The organism is Cellulomonas sp. KRMCY2 (assembly GCF_000526515.1).
Lineage (GTDB): Bacteria > Actinomycetota > Actinomycetes > Actinomycetales > Cellulomonadaceae > Actinotalea.
Map to the genome: position 1 here is coordinate 2601414 of NZ_JAGF01000001.1, position 22169 is coordinate 2623582.

The window sequence follows — 22169 nt, forward strand, 5'->3', positions numbered from 1 at the left end:
CACCCGTGAGCACTGACGGCGCCGGTCAGGTCGACCCCGGCGCGCAGGAGCCGCTGGGTGCGGAGTTCGCTGCGTGGTCCTTCTGGCAGACCGCCACGGCCGAGCAGCGCGCCGACCAGCTCGACCGGCTCGCGGAGCTGCGGAGCAGGGGTTTCACCATCGGCGACGGCTGCACGGTGTCGCGCCTCGCGGCCGTGCACCCGGACTCCTTCGAGCTGGGTGACCGCAGCTACGTCGCCGCGCACGCGCACGTGTCGGGCGAGGTCAGCATGGGTGCGGACTCATCGGTGAACGCCTTCGCCACGGTCCGGGGTCGCGTGACCATCGGCCGGGCGGTCCGGATCGGCGCGCACACGTCAGTGCTCGGGTTCGACCACGGCTTCGCCGGGACCGACCAGGAGATCTTCCGCCAGCCGCTCACCTCGGCCGGGGTCCGGATCGGCGACGACGTGTGGATCGGCAGCCACGCCCTGGTGCTGGACGGCGTGCGGATCGGGTCGCACACGGTCGTCGGCGCGGGCTCGGTGCTGACCAAGGACGTGCCTGCCTGGGCGGTCGTGGTCGGCAACCCGGCCCGGGTGGTGCGGGACCGACGGGGGCGACGACCGCACGAGCCCGGCGGCGGCCTGGCCGGCCGGCTCTCCGCGTTCGCCGACCAGGCGCGCCACGAGCTGCCGGGGATCCTGGCCGCGTCGTGGCAGGACGGCGCCTACCGGGACACCTCGTCGGCGGCACCGACCGTCCGGGCGCACGGCGACGCCATCGAGCTGGCCGCGCTGCTGAGTGGTGGTCCGCCGCCTCAGCTGCGGCGCGAGGAGCACATCGAGCGGCTGCGCGCGGCGCAGGACCCGACGAGCGGGCTGGTCGCCGAGCTCGTCGACGGGCGGTGGCCGGCCGGGCTCCCGCCCGAGCCGGGGGCGGAGCCCGGGCCCGAGCCGGGACTGCCCGACCAAGCACGCGCGTATCACGTGCTCAGCGTCGGCTGTGCGCTCGACCTGCTCGGTTCGGAGCTCGCGCACCCGGTCCGGGCCGTGACCGCCCTCGAACCGGGCCGGCTGGTGCGGCTGCTCGACGCCCTGCCGTGGACCACGGAGCCCTGGGGCAGCGGCGCCCTGGTCGACGCCGTCGGCACCGCACTGACCTGGGCGCGTCGTTCGGGGTACGAGCACTCCGAGGGTCTGGCCGAGGCGGTCGTCGGGTGGCTCGTCGTCCACCAGGATCCGCAGACCGGTCTGTGGGGGTCTTCTCCCGGCGGGCTGCGTGAGCCGGTGAACGGGACGTACCGCCTGGTGCGCGGGACCTTCGCGCAGTGGGGTGTGTGGCTCGGTGGCCAGGAACGCCTGATCGGCAGCGTCCTGACCCGGGCGGAGGCGGTCGTGGGCCGGGTCGACGTGACGGCGTGCGACGCCCTCGACGTCGTGCACCTGCTGCGCTGGGCCCGCGACCCGGGTCGCGAGCACCGGCGGTGCGAGATCGAGGACGTGGCCCGGTCCGTGCTCGACACAGCGGTCTCGGGCTGGGTCCCGGGCCGCGGCATCCGTTTCGACCCGCGACGCGAACCGTCCCTGCAGGGCACCGAGATGTGGCTCGCCGTCGCGTGGTACGCGGCCGATCTCCTCGGGGTGGCCGACGCGCTCGGCTACCGTCCGACGGGTGTCCACCGCCCCGAGCCTGCGGCGGCAGCGTCGTCGTCCTGCCGTCGGCCGGTACGTCCCCGGGGTGGGAAGATCTGACGATGGCAGACCAGTCCCGTCGTACCGTGACCCTCGACCGCCTCGACGAAGGGGTCTACGTCGCGCGCAACGCGCGTGGCGTCGAGCTGCGCTTCGGCAGCGGTGCCGAGGACGGGTTCAGCCCCGTGGAGCTGCTGCTCGCTGCGATCGCGGGGTGCACGGCCGTCGACGTCGACGTCGTGACCGGTCGTCGCGCGACCGCCGACGTGTTCTCGGCGACCGTCGACGCCGAGTACGTGCGGGATGCGACCGGCAACGTCCTGCGTGACATCCACCTGACGTTCCAGGTGGAGTTCCCGCCGGGCGACGCCGGGGACGCAGCACGCGCGATCCTCCCTCGCGCGCTGCAGACGTCGCACGACCGGACCTGCACCGTGTCCCGCACGATCGAGGCGGGCACGCCCGTCAGCGTGCACCTCCAGGGGCGGGCACCGGTCTAGGCGTCCACGCCGCCGCGACGGCCGAGAGCTCGAGATGTCCAGGCGTCCCGTGCGGGGACGCAACCGCCGGTACTGATGGAGGCACGATGGTCGACTACGCGGGAGATCTCACACCCCAGGATGCGTGGGAGCTCCTGCGCGGCGACGGCCGCGCGATCCTCGTCGACGTGCGTACCGATCCCGAGTGGCGGTATGTCGGCGTGCCCGACACGACAGCCCTCGGACGTCCGGTCGGCTTCGTCGAATGGGTCGACTTCCCTGCCGGGCGGCCGAACCCCACGTTCCTCGACCAGCTCGACCAGCTCGGCCTGCGGCCGGGCGACGGCCGGCCCGTGGTGTTCCTGTGCCGGTCCGGCGTCCGCTCGATCCACGCGGCGCGGGCGGCGACGGCGGCCGGCCTGGGTCCGGCCTACAACATCCTCCAGGGCTTCGAGGGTGGTCTGGACAGCGACGGGCACCGTGGCCACGAGGGCTGGCGCGCGGCCGGCCTGCCCTGGCGCCAGTCGTGAGCGCGCGAGCCGACGGGGGAGCGGGCGCCGCGGCCGGCGAGCCCCGACGCGTGCCCGGACCGGCCGACTGGGACGACCACCGCCTCGACCGGGAGCGCCTGCGCCCGGACACGCTCGCCGTCCGGGGTGGGCTCGTGCGCACCGAGTTCGCCGAGACGTCCGAGGCCTTGTTCCTCACCCAGGGGTTCGTCTATGCGGACGCGGCGGCCGCCGAGTCGGCCTTCGCCGGCGACGTCGACCGGTTCCTCTACTCGCGGTACGGCAACCCGACGGTCTCCATGTTCGAGGAGCGCCTGCGCCTGATCGAGGGCGCCGAGGCCGCCTTCGCCACGGCCACCGGGATGTCAGCGGTCTTCACGTCGCTCGCCGCGCTGCTGAGCTCGGGATCACGCCTGGTGGCGTCACGTGCCCTGTTCGGCGCGACCGTCGTGATCTTCGACGAGATCTTCCCGCGGTGGGGTGTCCAGGTCGACTACGTCGACGGGCACGTGCTCTCCGACTGGGCGGCCGCCCTGGCCTCGCCCGCGGACGTCGTGTTCTTCGAGACACCCTCCAACCCGATGCAGGACCTGGTCGACATCCGGGCGGTCAGCGCCCTGGCCCACGCGGCCGGCGCGGTCGTCGTCGTCGACAACGTGTTCGCCACGCCCGTCCTGTCACGGCCGCTCGAGCACGGGGCCGATGTCGTGGTGTACTCCGCGACCAAGCACATCGACGGGCAGGGCAGGGTGCTGGGCGGCGCGATCCTCGGCTCCGGCGAGTACATCCACGGACCGGTGCAGAAGCTGATCCGGGCGACCGGGCCGTCACTGAGCCCGTTCAACGCCTGGGTGCTGCTCAAGGGCCTCGAGACGCTCTCGTTGCGGGTCCGTCACCAGACGGCGTCTGCCCTGCACATCGCGCAGTGGCTCGAGCAGCACCCCGCGGTCGCCGACGTGCGCTACCCCTATCTGCCCTCCCACCCGCAGCACGACCTGGCGCTGGCCCAGCAGTCGGGGGGCGGGACCGTCGTGACCTTCACCCTCGCCGTCGACGACGCGCTTGCGGCAGCGGGAGCCCGGCGTCTGGCGTTCACGGTCCTGGACGCACTGCGGGTCATCGACATCTCCAACAACCTCGGCGATGCCAAGTCGATCGTGACCCACCCCGCCACGACCACCCACGCGAAGGTCGGCGCCGCGGCTCGCGCGGCCGTGGGTATCGGCGAGACGACGATCCGGCTGTCGGTCGGGCTCGAGGACCGCGACGACCTGATCGAGGACCTCGCCCAGGCCCTGCCTCCCGAGCGGGGCTGACAGCGCCAGCTGAGGATCGCTGGTCACCGGACGGGCGCCCGCCGAACCCTGGTGGGGTCGGCACGCATCCGGCAGGATCGTCCCCACTGCCGAAACCGGGAGGGCACGATGCGGAAGATCATCTTGTGCCGGGCGGGGACATGCTCCTGGGCGGCGCGGACCTCGCCGAGAACTTCCTGGCGCTCGACCTCGTCGACGAGCTGCGGCTCTACATCCACCCGGTCCTGATCGGGCGGGGCACACAGCTGTTCCGACCGTCGGATGCCACCGTCGACCTGCGGCTCGTCGAGACCAGGGTCTTCGGCAACGAGGTCGTCCTGCTGCGGTACGAGCGTGCTGTGCCCTGACCGGCCCTGACCGGCCCTGACCGGCCCTGACCGGCCCTGACCGGCCCCGACCGGCCCTGACCGGCCCTGTGCGGCCTGGCGCGACCCGGCGGATGTCGGAGCAGCCGTGCACAGTGTCGGGATGGACGAGAAGACGACCCTGCACCGGTACCTGAGGCTTCGACGTGCGGACCTCCTCGGCAAGCTCGACGGCCTCGGGGAGTACGACATCCGTCGGCCGTTGGTGCCGACCGGGACGAACCTGCTCGGCCTGGTCAAGCACGTGGCGAGCGTCGAGCTGGGCTACCTGGGCGACGTCTTCGGTCGGCCGAGCGGTCTGGACCTGCCCTGGTTCGCCGCCGACGCCGAGCCGGACGCCGATCTGTGGGTGACGGCGGACGAGACCAGGGAGCAGGTCGTCGAGCTGCACCGGTTCTCGGCAGCGCACGCCGACGCGACGATCGACGCGCTGGCCCTCGACGCGCGCGGTGAGGTGCCGTGGTGGCCACCCGAGCGCCGCGCCGTGACCCTGCACCAGATCCTGGTCCACCTGTGCGTCGAGGCCGCCCGCCACGCCGGGCAGGCCGACATCCTCCGCGAGCTCGTCGACGGCACGGCGGGTGACGGTCCGGACGACCCGAACGTCACCCGGCGCAGCGCCGAGCAGTGGGCCGACCACCGGGCAAGGATCGAGGCAGCGGCTCGGCAGGCGGCGCGCCGCTGAGCAGCGCGATCTCACCGAGCGCGATCTCACCGAACGCGATCTCACCGAGCAGCGTGCGCGCGACCGATGCGGCGGAGCAGGGTGCGTCCGAAGGGCGCCACCGGCAGGGTGCTGAAGAGCCGGAGCTCCTCGCGCAGGGAGGTGTCCTCGTCGAGGAACGACAGCACGCGGTCGGGCGGGTTGGCGCCGAACAGGCTCGTGAAGACGCCGGGCAGGGACTCCGGTTCGTCGCGGACCACAGCCAGGAGCGCCGCGTCGAGCGAGCGGTGCCATCGGTCGGGCGACCGGACGTCGAACGGGTGCCCGTGGCGCACGAGCGAGCGTGCGAGGGCCGCGCTGTGCCGCTGGATGCGGTCGTACCCGTAGCCCGTGCTCGCCTTGACCCTGCCGGCCCGGGTGCCGATCGGGACCACCGCCGACGTCGGAGCAGCCGGCGCCGTGGTGAGCAGAGGGATCGTGCCCTGCTCGGTGCCGGTGGCCCGCCACGACACCAGGCCGACCTCCTCGCGCAGGTAGCGGCCGATCGCCGCGGTGTGCTCGGGCGGGGCGGCGGTGCATCCGTCGCCCCGGGGGACGACGAATCGGGTGCGTTCGACGAGTGCGGTGCGCGGGGACGTCGGCAGCACGTACACGAACGACAGGCCGGCCGCCTGGCTGGTCCGGAAGTCCATCAGGGTCGGCGCGGCCGGCTCGAACGCATCGGTGTCGCACTCGATGCGGTGACCCACGAAGTCCAGGTGCGCCGATGTCGCGCGGTCCTGGCCCGGTGCGTCCTTCCCCGCACCGTCGAAGACCCACCGGGTCCGAACGGTGACCGACCGGGTCCTGGCACCGTCGATCAGGTCGATCGCCACCTGCGCGCCGCCGTCGTCCTCGCTGACGGCGACGACCCGGCCACGCAGCCGCCGGATCCCCGGGGCGGTCGCGAGCAGGCCGTCGGTCGCCGCCGAGAGCTGACGGCCCGTGATCGTCCGGTAGCGGTAGCGGCTCAGCGGCAGCAGGCGCGCCGTGCCGGGCCCGCGGACCCACAGGCGGTCGGCGCCGGGCGAGGCCGCGGCGTCGAGCAGGCCGTCGCCGCACGACCAGTACGCCCACGCCTGGTGGTCGATGGGCACCGAACCGTCGTCGACGACGACAGCGCGGCCCTGCCAGCCGGCCCCCGCGAGGTGGGCTGCGAGCGAGAGCCCGCTCGCCCCGGCGCCCACGATGACCGCGTCGAGACCCTCGACGAGGCCGGTCTCCCTCGGGCGAGCTCGCGGGCGCACGGCGATCGTCCTCCTGTCGTCGGAGCGGGCGTCCGCCGCTGCGTTCGAGCCGACGTCCTCGCATGCCACGGTCCCGTTCCTCGGGACTCGGGGCCAGGGTCGATCGTCCCCCGCTGCCCCCGCCGTCCGACGCGACTTCGCGCAGCGATGGCACTCGGCCGTCGACCGCGTCTATCGTTGTGTGAACAACCGTCGGACTGCCGCTCGCGCCGCATCCCGACCACGACGAATCGGGGCCGGGCCGATGCCCCTGCACACCGGGCGAGCCCGTGGACGCCGATCCGGGACGCCGAGAACCGCCGCGTCGCACCTCGGTGCACCCGCGAGCCGGATCGCGATCGCCGGGGCGACGTCGATCGAGGGGACGGTGCGCCGGTGACCGGCGCAGGAGGTGTGCAGCGCGGTACAGCGCCGGCTGACGTCACCGGCGAGCTGAGGCGTCGCCAGTTCGCGACCCTGCTCGAGCACTCGCCGGACGCCACAGTGATCCTCGATGCCCAGGGGCGGGTCTGCGAGTGGAACCCGGCGGCCGAGGCCCTGCTCGGTCTGCCGCGCGCCGTGGTCATCGACATCCCCGCCCGTCGCCTCGTCCCGCCCGAGTACCGGGTGCGGTTCGACGCGATGTGGGCGCAGCTCGTCGCCGGCGAGGTCGCGCCGCTGCCGGACACCCTCCGGCTGCTGCGCGATGGGGCCGAGGTGTCCGTCAGCACCCACATCGCCCCGACCAGGGCCGACGGCCACTTCGTCGGCGCGGTCGCGATCCTGCGGGACGACCAGGTCCCGGACGAGCCCGCTCAGGCCGACTCCCCGGTGGCGACGGGGGCGGCCGGCGCGGCCCGCACGGTGCCACGGCTCGGCATCCTCGAACGTGACGAGCTGACCGGGCTGCCGGGTCGCCGTCGTCTCCAGCACCGCCTCGCTGAGCCGGTGGCGTCCGGGGTGACCCGCGGGGTCGCGGTCGTGGACGTCGATGCGTTCGCGCTGGTCAACGAGGCGTACGGCCCGGACGCGGGGGACGCCGTCCTGAGCGAGCTCGCCAGGCGCCTCGTGGCGGTGGCGGGCATCGCCGACCTGGGGCGCTGGCAGGCCGACACGTTCGTGCTGATCGTGGACGTCGAGGACTCGGCCGCCGTGCTGGAGGCGCTGAGCGAGCGGGTCACGGCGGTGCTCGACGAGCCCTTCCAGGTGGGCGCCGAGAGCCTGCGCCTGAGCGTGAGCATGGGCATGGTCACCAGTGAGCTCGCGCCGGACGCCGATCTGCTCGCGGCCGCCACGGACGCGTTGCGGGTCGCGAAGAGCTCGGGTCGGGATCGAGGAGTCTGGTTCAGCGAGGCGCTGCGGACGACCTCCGCCGGCGGCTTCCGGCTGGCCAACGACCTGCATCGCGGGATCCAGCAGGGCGAGCTACGGCTGCACTTCCAGCCCATCCTGGAGCTCGCGACCAACCATGTCGTCGGGGTGGAGGCTCTGGTCCGCTGGGAGCGGCCGGGCGTCGGCCTGCTCAACCCGGTGTCGTTCATCGACGTCGCCGAGCGCACCGGGCAGATCGTGCTGCTGGGAGCCTGGGTGGCGCGGCAGGCGTGCCTCGTCGCAGCGGAGCTCGTGCGATTCGCGGGCGGACCGCGCAGCGTGAGCGTCAACGTCTCCGCCCGGCAGCTCAGCGACCCCGATCTGGTCGAGATGTTGCGTGCCGCGCTCCAGGAGAGCGGATGTGCGCCGTCGATGATCATCATCGAGGTCACCGAGAGCGCCCTGACGTACGACCTGGGAGCGGCGACGGCCACCCTGGAGGCCGTCAAGGCGCTGGGCGTCGGTCTCGACCTCGACGACTTCGGCACCGGGTACTCGTCCCTGCTGTACCTCAAGCACTTCCCGGTGGATCGCATCAAGATCGACCAGTCCTTCGTGGCAGGTCTCGGCTCCGACTACGCCGACACCGCGATCGTCGCCTCGACGATCGCGCTGGCGCACAGCATCGGGATCCAGGCGGTGGCCGAGGGTGTCGAGACCGCCGAGCAGCTCGCCATGCTGCGTCAGATGGGTTGCGACTTCGCCCAGGGCTACTACCTCAGTCGCCCGCTCGGCCTCGAGCCGCTGCACGAGTGGCTGACGGCGCACGTCCCGTCGGTGGTCGAGCCCGTCGTGCCATCCACCGTCGGCACCGTCGGCACCGTCGGCGCCGACGGCGGACCGTCGTCGACGAGTGTGCCTGCGGAGCCGGCCGACGGGCGCGACCGGGTGGCCGACCTGCGGGACGCGGTGGCCGACCGTCGAGACGACGTCGGTGACCTGCGCGACCGGCGTGCGGACGCGCGGGACGCGGTTGCCGACGTGCGCGACGCGATCGCCGACGTCCGCGACGACGTGGCCGGCGAGCGGGACCGGATGGTCGACGGTCCGGACGATGCGGACGGTGGTCCGGGGACGCCGCACACGATGGGCCGCGCCGCCCGTTCGACGCTCGCGCGGTGGGATGCGCAGTCCGACCGGACGAGTGCGTCGGAGGACCGGGACGCGGAGGCGAGCGGGCGGGCGCAGGACGAGCGCCATCGCGACGCGGCCCAGCGAGATCGCCGGAGCACGGCGAGCGGCCGGGCACAGGCGGAGTCCGACCGCGACGCGACGGACGGCGGGCGCGACGCGACAGACAGCGACCGCGACCCGGCGACGGGAGCGGGGGAGTAGGTGGACGGCGGCGCGAGGGCCGCGCGTCAGGTCGGCCAGCGTCCGCCGATGGCGACCGCGCGAGCACCAGCCGCGAGGTAGTCGCTGCGGGTGTCCAGACGCATCCCGCCGGTGCACACGACGTTGAGCCCAGGGAACGGGCCGAGCATCGCCGTGACCCAGGCGGGACCGAGCACCGAGGCAGGGAAGGCCTTGACCCAGCGGAGTCCGAGCTTCCAGGCGAGACCGACCTCGGTCGCGGTGGCGACGCCGGGAAGGTGGAGCAGGCCGAGACGCTCGCAGGCGAGCGAGATCTCGGCATCGATCCCGGGAGAGACGCAGAACGTCCCGCCGATCTCGGCGACGGTCTCCACCTGTCGGACCGTCAGGACGGTTCCCGCACCGACGAACGTGCCGCGCTCGTGGCCGGCAGCGACGGCGGCCCGTAGCGACGCGAACGCCGCGGGGCTCTGCACAGGGACCTCGACCAGGCCGGCGCCGCGGTCCCAGGCCACGCCGCAGGCCCGCACCGTCTCGGCAGGGTCCAGGTCACGGAAGATCCCCATGAGTCCGGAGGTGCCGAGGTGCGTCTCGAAGAACGCGGAGGTCGCTGCGATGTGCTCGAGCGAGAGCCTCGTCATGCCGGCGCCTGCCACCCGAGCTCGCGCGAGATGACGTCGGCGACCTCCTTGAACGCGGTCAGGTTGCGTCGCAGCTCGGGGAGCGGGGCGACAGCCTTGAGCGCGGTCACCGACATGCCACCGCAGACCTTGCCGCGTGAGTCGAAGATGGGCAGCGCGACACAGTTGATGTAGTCCTCCTTCTCGCCGTCGTCCTCGGCCCAGCCGCGGGCGCGGGTGAGCGCGAGCTCCTCGTCGAGCCGGGCCGGCGCGATGATCGTCGTCGGCGTGAAGCGGGTGAAGGTGATCTTCTTCTCGAGGCGCTGACGGGTGCTGTCGTCGAGGTTCGCGAGGATCGCCTTGGCGACGCCCGCGGTGTGCAGGTCCACGGCGAGACCGACCCGCGAGCCCATCGACACCGGACCGCCGCCCTCGATCTTGTCGATGTACCGGATCTCGTCACCGTCGAGCTGTGCGAGGTGCACCGTGTGGCCGTACTGGTCGACGAGTGCCTGCAGGTGGCGGTGCGCCACGGTGCGCAGCTCCAGGTCGTCCAGCGAGGTGCTCGCGAGCGAGATCAGGCCGAAGCCCACCTTGTACCGACCACCGGCCTCCTGCCGGGCGAAGCCCTCCTCCACGAGGGTCTGGAGGAGGCGCAGCGCGGTGGACTTGTGCACCTCGAGGTGCTCGGTGACCTCGGTCAGCGTGCGCGGCTTGGCTGCGATGAACCGGATGATCTCGATGGCCCGAGAGACGGTCTGCGACACGATCGGCTCCTCTCACTCTGCAGACGGCTGGTGGACACGACCGACGGACTGGGGCCCCACCCCGAGCGAGGCGGGCAGATCCGTGTCGTCGAAGGTGGTCTGGAGGACGTGTCCCGCGATCGCATGCCCGAGCACCAGGCGCTGCCGGGGATCCGCCCCGCGAAGCAGTCCGCTGAGCCATCCGGCGGCGAAGGCGTCGCCCGCACCGACCGGCTCGACGACCGCGACGGTCGCCGGGGTCTCCTGGAGCACCCCTTCGGGTCCGAAGCTGATGGCACCGTGTGACGAGTTCTTGACCACGAGGACCTTCGGCTCGGGGAGGAGTGCACGGACCTGCGGGGCGCTCGTGACGTTCCAGAGGGACGTGGCCTCATCGAGCCCCACGAAGACTACGTCCGCCGAGGCCGCAAGCTCACGCATGACATCGCCGGCGTTCGAGTCCCGCCAGAGGCCGGGACGGTAGTTCACGTCGAAGCTCACGCACGGTGTCGCCACTGCGCGATCGATGAGGAGGCGCCGCATCGCCTCGTGGCAGTCGTCGGAGAGCGCCGGCGTGATGCCGGAGAGGTGCAGCACCGCGGGCTCGATCCCGCGGAGGGACTCGACGTAGGTGGTGTCCATCTGCGAGGCCGCGCTGCCGGTCCGGTAGTAGTACACCCGGGTCCCGTCGGGCGATGCGTCCTTGAAGTAGACGCCCGTGGGTGCGCCCGGGACCGTGCGGACGTGCTCGACGCCGACGCCGACGTCCTCGAGGTAGGAGAGCACGAGGGACCCGAACGGATCGGCACCGAGAAGCCCGGCCCACTCGACGCAGTGCCCCAGGCGTGCGAGGTGAACAGCGACGTTGGCCTCTGCCCCGCCCGGACGGAGCATGAAGCTCGTCTCGGCACTGATCGCCCCCGGCGTCGGTGAAGCGACCATGACCATCGTCTCGCCGACAGTCAGGGCCTCAGGACCCTTCTTCCGCTGCATGTGCACTCCGGAGCTCGCGTACCGAGTGTTGCGGAGGTCGCAACGGGCCGAGCGTATACTACAACGACGCCGACGGATGACGGGCGATGCGGCGAGCGTCAGAGCAGATCGGCACCCAAGCCGTCTTGACAGATGTCTCCGGCAGCACCTAGCGTCGAGGCAACATACGCAAGAGTGTTGCAAATAGTGCAATCGGAGGCGGTGACGACGACGATGCCGAACAAGCGATCGACCTGTGGCGTCGCCCGGTCCGCGCGAGCTCAGGTCGCAGTCGAGGGAGTGCTGGCCCGATGAAGATCACCCGACTCGAGACGTTCCACGTCGCGCCCCGATGGCTCTTCCTGCAGATCAGCACGGATGCGGGCATCGTCGGCTACGGCGAGCCGATCGTCGAGGGATTCGCCCGGTCGACGGAGTCGGTCGTGCACGAGCTCGGCGAGTTCCTCGTCGGGCAGGACCCGCGGCGCATCGAGTACCTGTGGCAGGCGATGTACCGGGGCAACTTCTACCGCGGCGGGCCGCTGCTCATGAGCGCGATCAGCGGGATCGAGCAGGCCCTGTGGGACATCAAGGGCAAGAGCCTCGGGGCGCCCGTCTACGAGCTGCTCGGCGGCGTCTACCGCGAGAGCGTGCGCATGTACGCGCACTGCATGTCGACCGACGTCGACGAGGCGGTGGCCACCGCGCAGGATCTGGTGGCCCACGGTCTGACGGCGATCAAGGTCGGCGTCTCGGCGCCCGCGCCGCCGCTGCCCACCCCCGGCTACATCGAGGCTGAGGCGCGCCGGTTCCAGGCTGTCCGAGAGGCCGTGGGCGACGAGATCGACGTCGCGATCGACTTCCACGGCCGACTCTCGCCGGATGCGGCCATCAGCCTCATCGACGCCATCGCGCCGTATCGGCCGATGTTCGTCGAAGAGCCCTGCCTGCCGGAGAACACGGCCGCGCTGGTGCACATCGCGGAGCGGACGAACGTGCCGCTGGCCACCGGCGAGCGGCTGTTCACCCGGTGGCAGTTCCGGGAGATCCTCGAGCGACGGGCCGTCGCGGTGGTCCAGCCCGACCTGTGCCACGCGGGCGGGATCTTCGAGGCGCGCAAGATCGCCGCGGCGGCCGAGGTCGGCTTCGCGACGATCGCCCCGCACAACCCCCTCGGGCCGATCTCGCTCGCGGCGTGCCTCCAGCTCGACGTGTGCACGCCGAACTTCCTCGTCCAGGAGTACCCGAGCGTCGAGGACCACGCCGATCTCGGCGTCGGGCTCCTCGTCGAGCCGTTCGACGTCGTCGACGGCAGCATCGCCAGGCCTCGCGGCCCGGGGTTGGGCATCGAGCTCGACCTGGAAGCCGTGCGCGAGCGCCGGTACGACGGCGCCTGGAAGACCCCGCAGCTGCGGCACGCCGACGGCGGAGTCGCTGATTGGTGAGCTCGCACGGAGAGCACCGCGCGTGAGAAGCACTGACTCTGCAAGGCCCCCTGAGAGAGAAGAGAGAACTGTGAACACGAGGACAACGGGCATCGTCGCCTCCCTCGCGCTGCTGGGATCGTTGGCGCTCACCTCCTGCGCGAACGGTGACGACGGCGCGACCGAGGAAGCACCGACCGACGACGCCGGCGCCGCGACCGCCGAGTCGACCGAGCCCATCACGCTGCGGGTCATGTCGACGACTGTCGTCGGCGCACCCGAGGGACCGCTCGAGGAGCGGATCGCCGACGACTTCATGGCGGAGAACCCGAACATCACCATCGAGTTCGTCGGCGTCGCGTACAACGAGTACGCGACGAAGCTCACGACGATCGCCACCGGCGGCGACGTGCCCGACGTCTTCGCCAACGGACCCGAGCTCTACACGCGGGTCAACGACCTCGGGATCGCCGCGGACCTCGGCCCGCTCCTCGGGCAGGACTTCCTCGACGGCTTCGCGGCGAACATCCTCGACGAGAGCTACATCGATGACGTGCTCCAGTACGCGCCGTACTACTCGATCCCGCAGGCGCTGATCTACCGGCAGGACCTCTTCGACGCTGCCGGCCTCGAGGCGCCCACGACGTGGGACGAGTTCGTCGACGCGGCGAAGACCCTGACCGTCGACGCCGACGCCGACGGCACCACCGACCAGTGGGGCTTCGCGATGGTGGGAACGGCGAACGGGTCGGGTGGCTCGCGCTTCGTTCCGGTGCTGCGGACCTTCGGCGCCCAGGAGATGGTGCAGGCCTCGGACGGCACGTGGGCCAGCGGTATCGACAGCGAGGGTGGCATCGCCGCACTCCAGCTCTACGGTGACCTCGTCAACACCCACGGCGTGGTACCCCCCGGCGTCCTGCAGACGGGCTACCCGGAGGCCGTCAACCTGATGTCGAGCGGTCAGACCGCCATGATGGTCAGCGGCTCGAACGCCATCGGTGCGATCCTCGCTCAGGCTCCCGACCTCGAGGGCAAGCTCGCGAGCGCGCCGCTCCCGGCCGGTCCCGACGGCGAGACGGTCACCGTGCTGGGCCAGCTCGGTTGGTCCATCGCAGAGACCAGCGAGCACAAGGAAGCCGCTGCCGAGTACATCAAGTTCTTCCTGTCGAAGCAGAACCAGATCGACTGGGCCCTGACCACCGGTCGCCTTCCGGTGCGCTCGGACGCCACCGGCGATGCTGCCTTCGAGACGCCCCAGTACGCGGGCTTCATCGCCGCGATGGAGAACAGCATCCAGCTGCCTCCGGTGCCGTACTACCCGAACGTGCAGCTCATGGCCGCTGAGGCCTACCAGGCTGTGATCTCGGGGACCCCGGCGGAGCAGGCCGCCGCCGACGCCGCGACGAAGATCGACCAAGAGATCGCGAACAATGGCTGACGCAGCCCTGGTGACCGTCCGGGCCCCCTCGGGGGGGCCCGGACGGGCGCGTCTCCGCGGCGAAGAAGGGCGGCTACCGGCCCAACCAGGACAAGGCCGCCTACTGGTTCATCCTCCCGGCGCTCGTCGTGATGCTCGTGCTGATCGTCTATCCCCTGGTGAACGGCTTCGTGCTGAGCACCATGGACACGAACCTCGTGAACCGGTGGGAGTTCGTCGGAGGCAAGTACTTCGTCGAGACACTCACCCAACGTGCCTTCTGGCAGCGGATCGGCACGACCTTCCTCTATGCCGGCGCCGTCGTGGCGGGCAACCTCGTCGTCGGGACGAGCCTCGCGCTCCTGCTCAACAAAGCCTTCCGGGGGCGCACGGTGGTTCGGGCGATCCTGATCCTGCCGTGGCTCTTCCCTGAGGTGGTGGTGGCGCTCGTCTGGAAGTGGATCTTCAACCCGCTCTACGGGCCGCTCAACCACGTGCTCGCGATCGTGGGCTACAGCGGCGAACCCATCCAGTGGCTGGAGACCCCGTCCGGAGCGTTGGCCGGCGTCATCTTCGCCTCGATCTGGAAGGGCTACCCGCTCGTCATGATCATGGTGCTCGCAGGCCTCCAGTCGATCCCCAAGGAGCGCTACGAGGCTGCCGAGCTCGACGGGGCAGGGAAGGTGGCCTCGTTCATCCACATGACCCTTCCCGGGCTGCGTCCGGTGCTCCTGATCGTCGTGATCCTCGAGACGGTCTGGTACTTCAAGCAGTTCACCATCCCGTGGGTGATGACCGCCGGTGGCCCGATGAACGCAACACGGCTGATCAGCATCGACATCTACCGCGCGGCCTTCGAGAGCTTCCAGTTCGGCCGGGCGGCGGCGATCGCGGTGCTCGTGTTCGTGATCGTCCTCGCCATCACCGTCGTCTACCGGAAGGCCATCAGCGATGATGACGACGCCTGACATCCGTCGCCGCGCGTTCACCGGCGGCAAGTTCACCCTGCTGGCGGCCTTCTGCGCCGCGGCGCTGTTCCCGGTCTTCTGGATGCTCACGACGGCGCTCCGGCACCAGCCCGAGCTCTTCTCGGTGCCGCCGAAGTGGATCCCGGACGAGGTCACGCTCGACTCCTTCCGGTACGTCTGGACCGAGACCGCCCTTCCGCAGTACGTCCTGAACTCGCTCATCGTGGTCTCGGCAGCGACCCTCGTCTCGATCCTCTTCTCGTCGCTGGCGGCCTACGGCATGTCGCGCTACGAGTTCCGGGGCAAGGGGACCTTCCTGACGTTCCTGCTCGTGACCCAGATGTTCCCGTCGATCATGCTGCTCATCCCGTACTTCCAGATCATCCGGACCTTGGGTCTGTACGACACCTACGCAGCACTCGTGATCACGTACGTCTCCTTCACCATCCCCTTCTGCACCTGGATGATGTGGGGCTACATGAAGAGCATCCCGCGCGAGCTCGACGAGGCGGCGGCGCTGGACGGATGCAGCCCGTTGGGGACGTTCTTCCGGGTCGTGCTGCCGCTGAGCATCCCCGGTGTGATGGCCACGGCGATCTTCTCGTTCATCACCGGATGGAACGAGTACATCTATGCGCTGGTCCTCACCCAGTCGGACACGATGAAGACCCTGCCGGTGGGCATCGGCCTGCTGGCCGGTCAGGATCGGATCCAGTGGAACGACCTGATGGCCGCGGCCATCATCGCGGTGATACCCCTCGTGATCATCTTCGTGCTCTTCCAGCGCCACCTGGTCAGCGGTCTGACGGCGGGTGCACTGAAGTGACCGGGATCGACGGTCCCACCTACCGTGACCCGGTGGAGGACGGTGCCGCCGACCCGACGCTGGTGTGGAACCCGCACGAGTCGGCGTGGTGGATGGTCTACACGGCGCGCCGGGTCGGATCGGCCGAGAACGGCGTCGGCTGGGTGCACGGCACCGGGCTCGGGGTGGCGTCGTCGGCCGACGACGGCACGACCTGGACGTACCGCGGGCAGCTGAGTGGCCTCGAGACGGAGTGGGGCCACAACACCTTCTGGGCACCCGAGATCCTCGAGGTCGACGGCGTCTTCCACATGTACGTGACCTACATCCGCGGGGTGCCGACCGTCTGGGCCGGCCACCCGCGCACGATCCGCCACTACACGAGCCCCGATCTTGTCCGGTGGACCTTCCGCAGCACCGTGCCGCTGAGCTCCACCCGGGTGATCGACGCATGCGTCTTCCCCCTGCCCGGCGGTGGGTACCGGCTCTGGTACAAGGACGAGGCGGACGGCAACACCATCTGGGCGGCCGACAGCCCCGACCTGGCGGAGTGGCACGTGATCGGTGCGGTCCTTCGCACCGACGTCGCGCACGAGGGTCCCAACGTCTTCCGCCTCGGTGATCGGTACTGGATGGTGGTCGACGCCAAGTGCCAGCTCGTGTACCGCTCCGACGACCTCGAGCACTGGGAGTACGCGGGGACCGTCCTCGACGCGGCGAGCGGTCGCGCGGGCGGGCGGACGGACGATCTCGGTCCAGGGCTGCACGGCGATGTGGTGGTCGGTGGTGAGACGGCGTGGATCTACTACTTCACACATCCCGACCGCCACCGGCCCGACTTCGTCTCGGGCAACCCCCGCCGGTCGTCCATCCAGGTCGCGCAGCTCCGGGTCGAGGGGGACCGTCTCGTGTGCACCCGCGACAGCTCGGTGGCCGTGGACCTGAGCACGGCACGGCCGCCGGCCTGACGTCGGGAGCCGCGCGCCAGCAGGACGGGGCAGACTGCAGGCGTGGCCGACGACCCGATCGCCCGACTGCTCGCCGACCCACCTGACCTCCCGGTCGCCGCGGGCCTCGCCGAGCTGATCGAGGCCGTGCGCGCCGACGGCGTGGCGGTGCTGCACTCCCCGCCAGGGACCGGCAAGACCACTCTCGTACCGCCCGCGCTCGCGGCGGTCGTGGCCGGCCGGGTCGTCGTGACCCAGCCCCGGCGACTCGCCGCACGCGCCGCCGCCGGCCGCCTGGCGCACCTCTTCGGTGAGCCGGTCGGCCGGACCGTCGGCTACTCGGTCCGGGGTGAGAGCCGGACGAGCGCGGACACCCGGATCGAGATGGTGACCACCGGGGTGCTGCTGCGGCGGCTGCAGCGTGACCCCGAGCTGCCCGGGGTCCATGCCGTGGTCCTCGACGAGTGCCACGAGCGGCACCTCGATGCGGACCTCGCCCTCGCCCTGCTGGTCGACGTCCGGACCCACCTGCGTGACCTCACGGTCGTCGCGATGTCCGCGACCGTCGAGGCCGAGCGGACCGCCGGCCTGCTGGGCGGCGAACGGGCCGCGCGGGTCGTCGCCGTCGAGGGGGCGCTGCACCCGGTGGCGACCCTCTGGTGCCCGCCGTCCCGGCACGCCCCACCGGTCGACCAGCGCGGGGTGACACCCGCGTTCCTCGACCATGTGGCGGCGACGACGCGCCGCGCCCTGACCGAGTGCGCAGGCGACGTCCTCGTCTTCCTCCCCGGAGCGGGCGAGGTCAGCGGCGTGGCGCGGCGGCTCGCCGGGGTCGACGCCGACGTCCGCCCGCTGCACGGCCGGCTGAGCCATCGCGAGCAGGACCTCGCGCTCACCGAGGGGCCGCGACGGCGGGTCGTCGTCTCGACCGCCGTGGCGGAGTCGTCGCTCACCGTGCCGGGCGTCAGGGTCGTCGTCGACGCCGGCCTCGCCCGGGAGTCGCGCGCCGACCACCGTCGCGGCCTGGCCGGGCTGGTGACCGTTCGGGTGAGCCAGGCGGGCGCGACCCAGCGCGCAGGGCGTGCCGGACGCGAGGCCCCCGGGGCGGTGTACCGGTGCTGGTCGGAGTCCGACCATGTGCGGCTGCCGCGCCACCCGGAGCCCGAGATCGCGACCGCTGACCTGACCGCGTTCGCTCTCGACCTCGCCTGCTGGGGGAGTCCGACGGGTGACGGTCTCGCCCTGATGGACCCGCCTCCCGCGGCGGCGATGGCGGTGGCGCGCGACACGCTCGTCGGGCTCGGCGCAGTCGCGTCGGACGGTCGTGCGACGGCCCGCGGACGGGCGATCGCCGCGATCGCCGCGGACCCCCGGCTCGCCCGGGCGCTCCTCGACGGGGCACCGGCCGTCGGTACGCGCCGGGCTGCGGAGGTCGTGGCGCTGCTCTCCGAGGACGTGCGCGCCCCTGGTGGTGACCTCGTGGCGGCGCTGCGGAGCCTGCGCCGCGGCGGGCCGGACGCGACCTCCTGGCTCGCCCAGGTGCGGCGCCTCCAGGCCTCGCTGCCTGGCGCCGCTGCGCGTCCGGGCCGCAGGGACCCGGGCCCCATCGACCCGAGCCACGGCGACCTCACGGACGACCTGGCGGTCGGCCTCGTCGTCGCGCTCGCGCACCCCGACCGGATCGCGCGCCGCCGACCCGGCGGCTCGGCCTACGTGATGGCCTCCGGCACCGGGGCCGTGCTGCCGGTGGAGAACGGTGCCCTGGCCGGGCTGCCGTGGCTCGCCGTCGCGGACGCCGACCGCAGCCCGGGCCGCAGCGACGCCCTGGTGCGTTCGGCAGCCCCGCTCGACGAGGATCTTGCGGTGCGCGCCGCACCCTCGTTGCTGCGGCTCGAGGAGCGCGTCGAGTGGTCCGCCGGGCAGGTCGTGGCGCAGCGCACGACGTGGCTGGGGGCGATCGACCTGTCGACGACGACGATCCCCGACCCGCCGGTCGCGCTCGTGACCCGGGCGGTGCGCGACGGCCTGGACCGCGAGGGTCTCGCGCTGCTGCACTGGTCGACGGCCGCCGAGAGCCTGCGTCACCGGATGGACTTCCTGCACCGGGCGATGGGTCCGCCGTGGCCCGACGTCTCGGACGACGCGCTGCGCGGGGATCTCGACGGCTGGCTCGGGCCGGACCTGGTGCGGGTCCGCGGGGCGCGCGACCTCGCACGGATCGACGTCCTGACCGCCGTGCGGCGCCTTCTCCCGTGGCCGGACGCAGGCCGGCTCGACGCCCTCGCCCCGGAACGGGTGACGGTCCCGAGCGGGACGAGCGTGCGGATCGACTACGGCAACGACCAGCCCGTGCTCGCCGTCCGCGTCCAGGAGGTGTTCGGGTGGCGTGCCACCCCGCGCCTCGCCGACGGTCGGGTTCCGGTGCTGCTGCACCTGCTGTCCCCGGCGCGCCGGCCTGCCGCCGTCACCGCCGACCTGGCCTCGTTCTGGCGCACCGGGTACCCGCAGGTGCGGGCCGAGCTGCGCGGTCGTTACCCCAAGCACTCGTGGCCCGACGACCCGCTGACCGCCGCGCCGACCCGGGGTACCCGGGACCGGGCAGGTGGGCGGGCCCAGGGCTGACGTCGGCGGTCCGTCGGCCGCAACGGACGACCCGGTCGTCGTCCCTCGTTCACCTGCGGGCCCCGTCGCGGTCGCACGCACCCGCGAGCCTCGGGTGTGATGCCCAGCCCTCGCAGTCCTCGCGCTCCACAGGCCCCGCTGGCCGCCGCTGCGGCGACGGTCGCGATCGGCGTCGTCGTCCTCACCGGCCTGGCAGCGGTGCGGACGGGCGAGCCCAGGCCGTGGACGGTCCCCGCCGTGGGACCGGCTGTCCTGGTCCAGCCGTTGCCGCTGATCTCGGACGAGGAGCCCGAGCTCGTGTCGTCCGACGCAGCCGCCCAGGGGCCGGCTCCCGGCGCACCACGCTCGGCCGCGACGTGGCAGACCGCGACCGCTGAGGCGACCGGCATCCCCGCCGTCGCCGTCCGGGCGTACGGCGACGCCGTGCTCGCCCTGGAGGTCGAGGCGCCCGGCTGCCGGGTCGGCTGGACGACCCTGGCCGGCCTCGGGGCCGTCGAGTCGGGTCACGGCAGCCACGACGGATCGGTGCTGCTGGCTGACGGCCGGGCGAGCCCGGGGATCGTCGGGCCGGCACTCGACGGCAACGGTGTCGCGGCGATCCGGGCCACACCGGAGTCCACGGCATGGCACGGCGACCCGGTCTGGGACCACGCGGTGGGCCCGATGCAGTTCATCCCGTCGACCTGGCGACGCTGGGGTGCCGACGGCGACGGTGACGGCGTCGCCGACCCGCAGGACATCGACGACGCGGCGCTCGCAGCCGCGCGCTACCTCTGTGCGGATGGGCGTGACCTCTCCGCGGCTGCGGGCTGGCAGGCCGCCGTGTTCTCCTACAACCACTCGGACGCGTACGTCGCCGACGTGCTCGCCCTCGCCGACGGCTACGGGGCGGCCGTCACCCGGGCGGCGGGGCAGTGACGGAGGGCCTGGTCGGCGACCGGTACCGGCTGGGTGCGCTGCTCGGCGCCGGCGGGTCCGCGTCGGTGTTCCGGGCCGAGGACACGCTGCTGTGCCGCCCGGTGGCGGTCAAGCTGCTGCACCCGCACCTCGCGCAGCGGACCGACGCGGTGGACAGGTTCGTGGCGGAGGCGCGCGTCGGGGCGGGCCTGGACCACCCGAACCTCGTCCGGGTGCTCGACGCCGGCCAGGACGGTCAGCTCGTGTGGTTGGTCCAGGAGCTCGTCGAGGGCGTGACGCTCGCCGACCTGGTGGCCGCCTCGGGTCCGATGGCCGAGGCCGACGCGTTCGCTGTGGTCGCGGGCGTGCTCGCCGGGCTGAGCCATGCGCATGTGCGCGGGATCCTCCACCTCGACCTGTCCGCGAGCAACGTCATGGTGCCGCAGTCCCCGCAGGGCCTCGAGCTCACCCGCGTCCGGGTGCTCGACCTGGGAGGTCGGCCGATCGACCGCTCGGCGGTCCCTCTGGTGCGGGTCAGCCCGTGCTACGCCTCGCCCGAGGTGGCGACCGCGGCGGCGGTCGGCCCGGAGGCCGATCTGTACTCGGTGGGCGCACTGCTGCTCCTGCTGGTCACCGGCCGTCCACCGTTCGACGGACCGGATCCGGGTGAGGTGCTCGAGGCGCAGGTCAACGATCGTCCGCCGACACCGTCGAGTCGCGTCCCCGGGCTGTCGTCGGAGGTCGACCGGATCGTCGCGCGGTGCCTGGCCAAGCTGCCGGCGGAGCGCTACCCCACGGCGACGGCGATGGCCGTCGACGTCGCGCGGGCACGAGGTGCCCTTGTCGCGCGACGGGGCGCACCGGGCTCGACGCGCGAGCTGACCCCGGCGGCACCGGCCGGACCCGGAGGGCGTGCGTTGATGCCCAGGCACGACGCATCGACGGGCCCGGGCAGCCGGGCGCCCGGCCGCATCGGTGCGTCGATGGTCCTGCTGGTCACCGGTGCCCTGGTCGCCGTCGCGGTGGCCGTCGCCCAGCCCGGGTCGGCCCAGGGCGCCGCTCCGGCGGCGTGGAGCGATGCCACGACGTCGAGCCCGTCGCCGTCGCCGTCGGCGTCGCCGACGGCGATCCCGGCAGCGTCCCCTACCGGCGCACCGGAGCCGACGTCGGCACCGATCCCCGCACTGCTCGTCGACGTCCCCATGCCGGATCTGGCGGGGCTCACCCTGGCCGCCGCGCAGGAGGTGCTCCAGGCTGCCGGCCTCGCCGTCGGGCCGACGACGTACCAGGACGGTCCGTCGGTCGCCGGCGTCGTGCTCGCGAGCACGCCGGTCCCGGGTGGTGCGGTGGTGACCGGGGCACCTGTGGCCCTGGTGGTCGCCTCCGGCGCGAGCACGGTCCCCGGGGTGACCGGGCTGACCCCGACGCAGGCGCGGTCGGCGCTGGAGTCGGCCGGCCTCGTCGTCGCGCCGCTCGAGGCAGGCGGCGAGGACGTCCGGATCGTCTCCACCGTGCCGGCCGCCGGGCGCCGCGTGCTGGTCGGCGAGACGGTCGTGCTGATCGCCGGATCGCCGGAGCCGACGCCTGCTCCGACCGAACCCGCCCCGCCGGCGTCCCCCGAGCCCACCCCGAGCCGCGCGCCCGAGCCCACCCCGAGCCGCGCGCCCGTGCCCACGACTGACCCGAACGGGTGAATGTCATGCCATCGACGTCATGCGTTCACCTGGCGCTCGTCCCCCGGCTGTCCGTTTCCTCCCGGCGTGTCATCCGGTGTCCCTTGGGTCGTCCCGGGAGC

General features: G+C 72.5%; 19 protein-coding genes. 15 read left to right on the forward strand and 4 right to left on the reverse strand.

Annotated features, from left to right (window positions below):
• Positions 1-5: 5 nt before the first annotated feature.
• The 6 genes from K415_RS25025 to K415_RS0112495 all read left to right on the forward strand — a co-directional run bounded on the left by K415_RS25025 (position 6) and on the right by K415_RS0112495 (position 5027).
• Entirely contained in the window at positions 6-1733 is a 1728-nt protein-coding gene (locus tag K415_RS25025; protein WP_024287375.1) for a DapH/DapD/GlmU-related protein, read from the forward strand.
• A gap of 2 nt (positions 1734-1735) precedes the next feature.
• Entirely contained in the window at positions 1736-2173 is a 438-nt protein-coding gene (locus tag K415_RS0112475) for an OsmC family protein (protein ID WP_024287376.1), read from the forward strand.
• A gap of 86 nt (positions 2174-2259) precedes the next feature.
• The gene (locus K415_RS0112480; RefSeq protein WP_024287377.1) at positions 2260-2682 is read left to right on the forward strand and encodes a rhodanese-like domain-containing protein; all 423 of its coding nucleotides are present in this window, start codon (positions 2260-2262) and stop codon (positions 2680-2682) included.
• A 50-nt stretch (positions 2683-2732) separates the two neighbouring features.
• The gene (locus K415_RS0112485; RefSeq protein WP_024287378.1) at positions 2733-3977 is read left to right on the forward strand and encodes an O-succinylhomoserine sulfhydrylase; all 1245 of its coding nucleotides are present in this window, start codon (positions 2733-2735) and stop codon (positions 3975-3977) included.
• Positions 3978-4102: 125 nt separating this feature from the next.
• Positions 4103-4324, forward strand: a complete 222-nt coding sequence (locus tag K415_RS0112490) for a dihydrofolate reductase family protein (protein ID WP_024287379.1) — start codon at positions 4103-4105, stop codon at positions 4322-4324.
• Between the two features lie 121 nt (positions 4325-4445).
• On the forward strand, positions 4446-5027 hold the full coding sequence (locus tag K415_RS0112495; RefSeq protein WP_024287380.1) for a DinB family protein: 582 nt from the start codon (positions 4446-4448) through the stop codon (positions 5025-5027).
• A 41-nt stretch (positions 5028-5068) separates the two neighbouring features.
• Here the strand turns inward: K415_RS0112495 and K415_RS0112500 are convergent, their stop codons facing one another.
• Positions 5069-6361 (reverse strand): lycopene cyclase family protein, encoded by a 1293-nt coding sequence (locus K415_RS0112500; protein WP_024287381.1) that lies wholly within the window; start codon positions 6359-6361, stop codon positions 5069-5071.
• 306 nt (positions 6362-6667) lie between these two features.
• Between K415_RS0112500 and K415_RS22820 the strand changes: the two genes are divergently transcribed.
• Entirely contained in the window at positions 6668-8977 is a 2310-nt protein-coding gene (locus tag K415_RS22820) for a GGDEF domain-containing phosphodiesterase (protein ID WP_051480568.1), read from the forward strand.
• Between the two features lie 26 nt (positions 8978-9003).
• On the opposite strand, the gene K415_RS0112515 is transcribed toward K415_RS22820, so the two are convergent.
• From K415_RS0112515 to K415_RS0112525, 3 genes are read right to left on the reverse strand one after another with little or no spacing between them, the layout of a single operon-like run.
• Positions 9004-9597 (reverse strand): bifunctional 4-hydroxy-2-oxoglutarate aldolase/2-dehydro-3-deoxy-phosphogluconate aldolase, encoded by a 594-nt coding sequence (locus K415_RS0112515; protein WP_051480920.1) that lies wholly within the window; start codon positions 9595-9597, stop codon positions 9004-9006.
• On the reverse strand, positions 9594-10343 hold the full coding sequence (locus K415_RS0112520; protein WP_024287384.1) for an IclR family transcriptional regulator: 750 nt from the start codon (positions 10341-10343) through the stop codon (positions 9594-9596). The genes K415_RS0112515 and K415_RS0112520 overlap by 4 nt, the downstream gene beginning before the upstream one ends.
• A 12-nt stretch (positions 10344-10355) precedes the next feature.
• Positions 10356-11315: a sugar kinase gene (locus K415_RS0112525; protein WP_024287385.1), complete on the reverse strand. Its 960-nt coding sequence runs from the start codon at positions 11313-11315 to the stop codon at positions 10356-10358.
• A 290-nt stretch (positions 11316-11605) separates the two neighbouring features.
• Between K415_RS0112525 and dgoD the strand changes: the two genes are divergently transcribed.
• From dgoD to K415_RS0112565, 8 genes are all read left to right on the forward strand, one after another.
• The gene (gene dgoD, locus K415_RS0112530) at positions 11606-12739 is read left to right on the forward strand and encodes a galactonate dehydratase (protein ID WP_024287386.1); all 1134 of its coding nucleotides are present in this window, start codon (positions 11606-11608) and stop codon (positions 12737-12739) included.
• A 70-nt stretch (positions 12740-12809) separates the two neighbouring features.
• A complete protein-coding gene (locus tag K415_RS0112535; protein WP_024287387.1) occupies positions 12810-14156 on the forward strand; it encodes a sugar ABC transporter substrate-binding protein in 1347 nt (448 codons plus the stop codon).
• 131 nt (positions 14157-14287) lie between these two features.
• Complete coding sequence (locus K415_RS0112540) at positions 14288-15103, forward strand: carbohydrate ABC transporter permease (RefSeq protein WP_034661268.1); 816 nt, start codon at positions 14288-14290, stop codon at positions 15101-15103.
• On the forward strand, positions 15090-15929 hold the full coding sequence (locus K415_RS0112545; protein WP_024287389.1) for a carbohydrate ABC transporter permease: 840 nt from the start codon (positions 15090-15092) through the stop codon (positions 15927-15929). Before K415_RS0112540 ends, K415_RS0112545 begins: the two co-directional genes overlap by 14 nt.
• A gap of 32 nt (positions 15930-15961) precedes the next feature.
• The gene (locus K415_RS0112550) at positions 15962-16876 is read left to right on the forward strand and encodes a family 43 glycosylhydrolase (protein ID WP_197024726.1); all 915 of its coding nucleotides are present in this window, start codon (positions 15962-15964) and stop codon (positions 16874-16876) included.
• Between the two features lie 42 nt (positions 16877-16918).
• A complete protein-coding gene (hrpB, locus tag K415_RS0112555) occupies positions 16919-19477 on the forward strand; it encodes an ATP-dependent helicase HrpB (protein WP_197024727.1) in 2559 nt (852 codons plus the stop codon).
• A gap of 99 nt (positions 19478-19576) precedes the next feature.
• Positions 19577-20395, forward strand: a complete 819-nt coding sequence (locus K415_RS0112560; protein WP_024287392.1) for a lytic transglycosylase domain-containing protein — start codon at positions 19577-19579, stop codon at positions 20393-20395.
• Positions 20392-22068, forward strand: a complete 1677-nt coding sequence (locus K415_RS0112565; RefSeq protein ID WP_024287393.1) for a protein kinase — start codon at positions 20392-20394, stop codon at positions 22066-22068. The genes K415_RS0112560 and K415_RS0112565 overlap by 4 nt, the downstream gene beginning before the upstream one ends.
• Positions 22069-22169: the final 101 nt, after the last annotated feature.

What these genes read in the sequence shown, in the direction of transcription:
- K415_RS0112515 (WP_051480920.1), bottom strand. Translation starts at nt 9,597, where the DNA reads ATGACGAGGCTCTCGCTCGAGCACATCGCAGCGACCTCCGCGTTCTTC.
- K415_RS0112475 (WP_024287376.1), top strand. Translation starts at nt 1,736, where the DNA reads ATGGCAGACCAGTCCCGTCGTACCGTGACCCTCGACCGCCTCGACGAA.
- K415_RS0112495 (WP_024287380.1), top strand. Translation starts at nt 4,446, where the DNA reads ATGGACGAGAAGACGACCCTGCACCGGTACCTGAGGCTTCGACGTGCG.
- K415_RS0112545 (WP_024287389.1), top strand. Translation starts at nt 15,090, where the DNA reads ATGACGACGCCTGACATCCGTCGCCGCGCGTTCACCGGCGGCAAGTTC.
- K415_RS0112525 (WP_024287385.1), bottom strand. Translation starts at nt 11,315, where the DNA reads ATGCAGCGGAAGAAGGGTCCTGAGGCCCTGACTGTCGGCGAGACGATG.
- K415_RS0112480 (WP_024287377.1), top strand. Translation starts at nt 2,260, where the DNA reads ATGGTCGACTACGCGGGAGATCTCACACCCCAGGATGCGTGGGAGCTC.
- K415_RS0112560 (WP_024287392.1), top strand. Translation starts at nt 19,577, where the DNA reads ATGCCCAGCCCTCGCAGTCCTCGCGCTCCACAGGCCCCGCTGGCCGCC.
- dgoD (WP_024287386.1), top strand. Translation starts at nt 11,606, where the DNA reads ATGAAGATCACCCGACTCGAGACGTTCCACGTCGCGCCCCGATGGCTC.
- K415_RS0112540 (WP_034661268.1), top strand. Translation starts at nt 14,288, where the DNA reads ATGCTCGTGCTGATCGTCTATCCCCTGGTGAACGGCTTCGTGCTGAGC.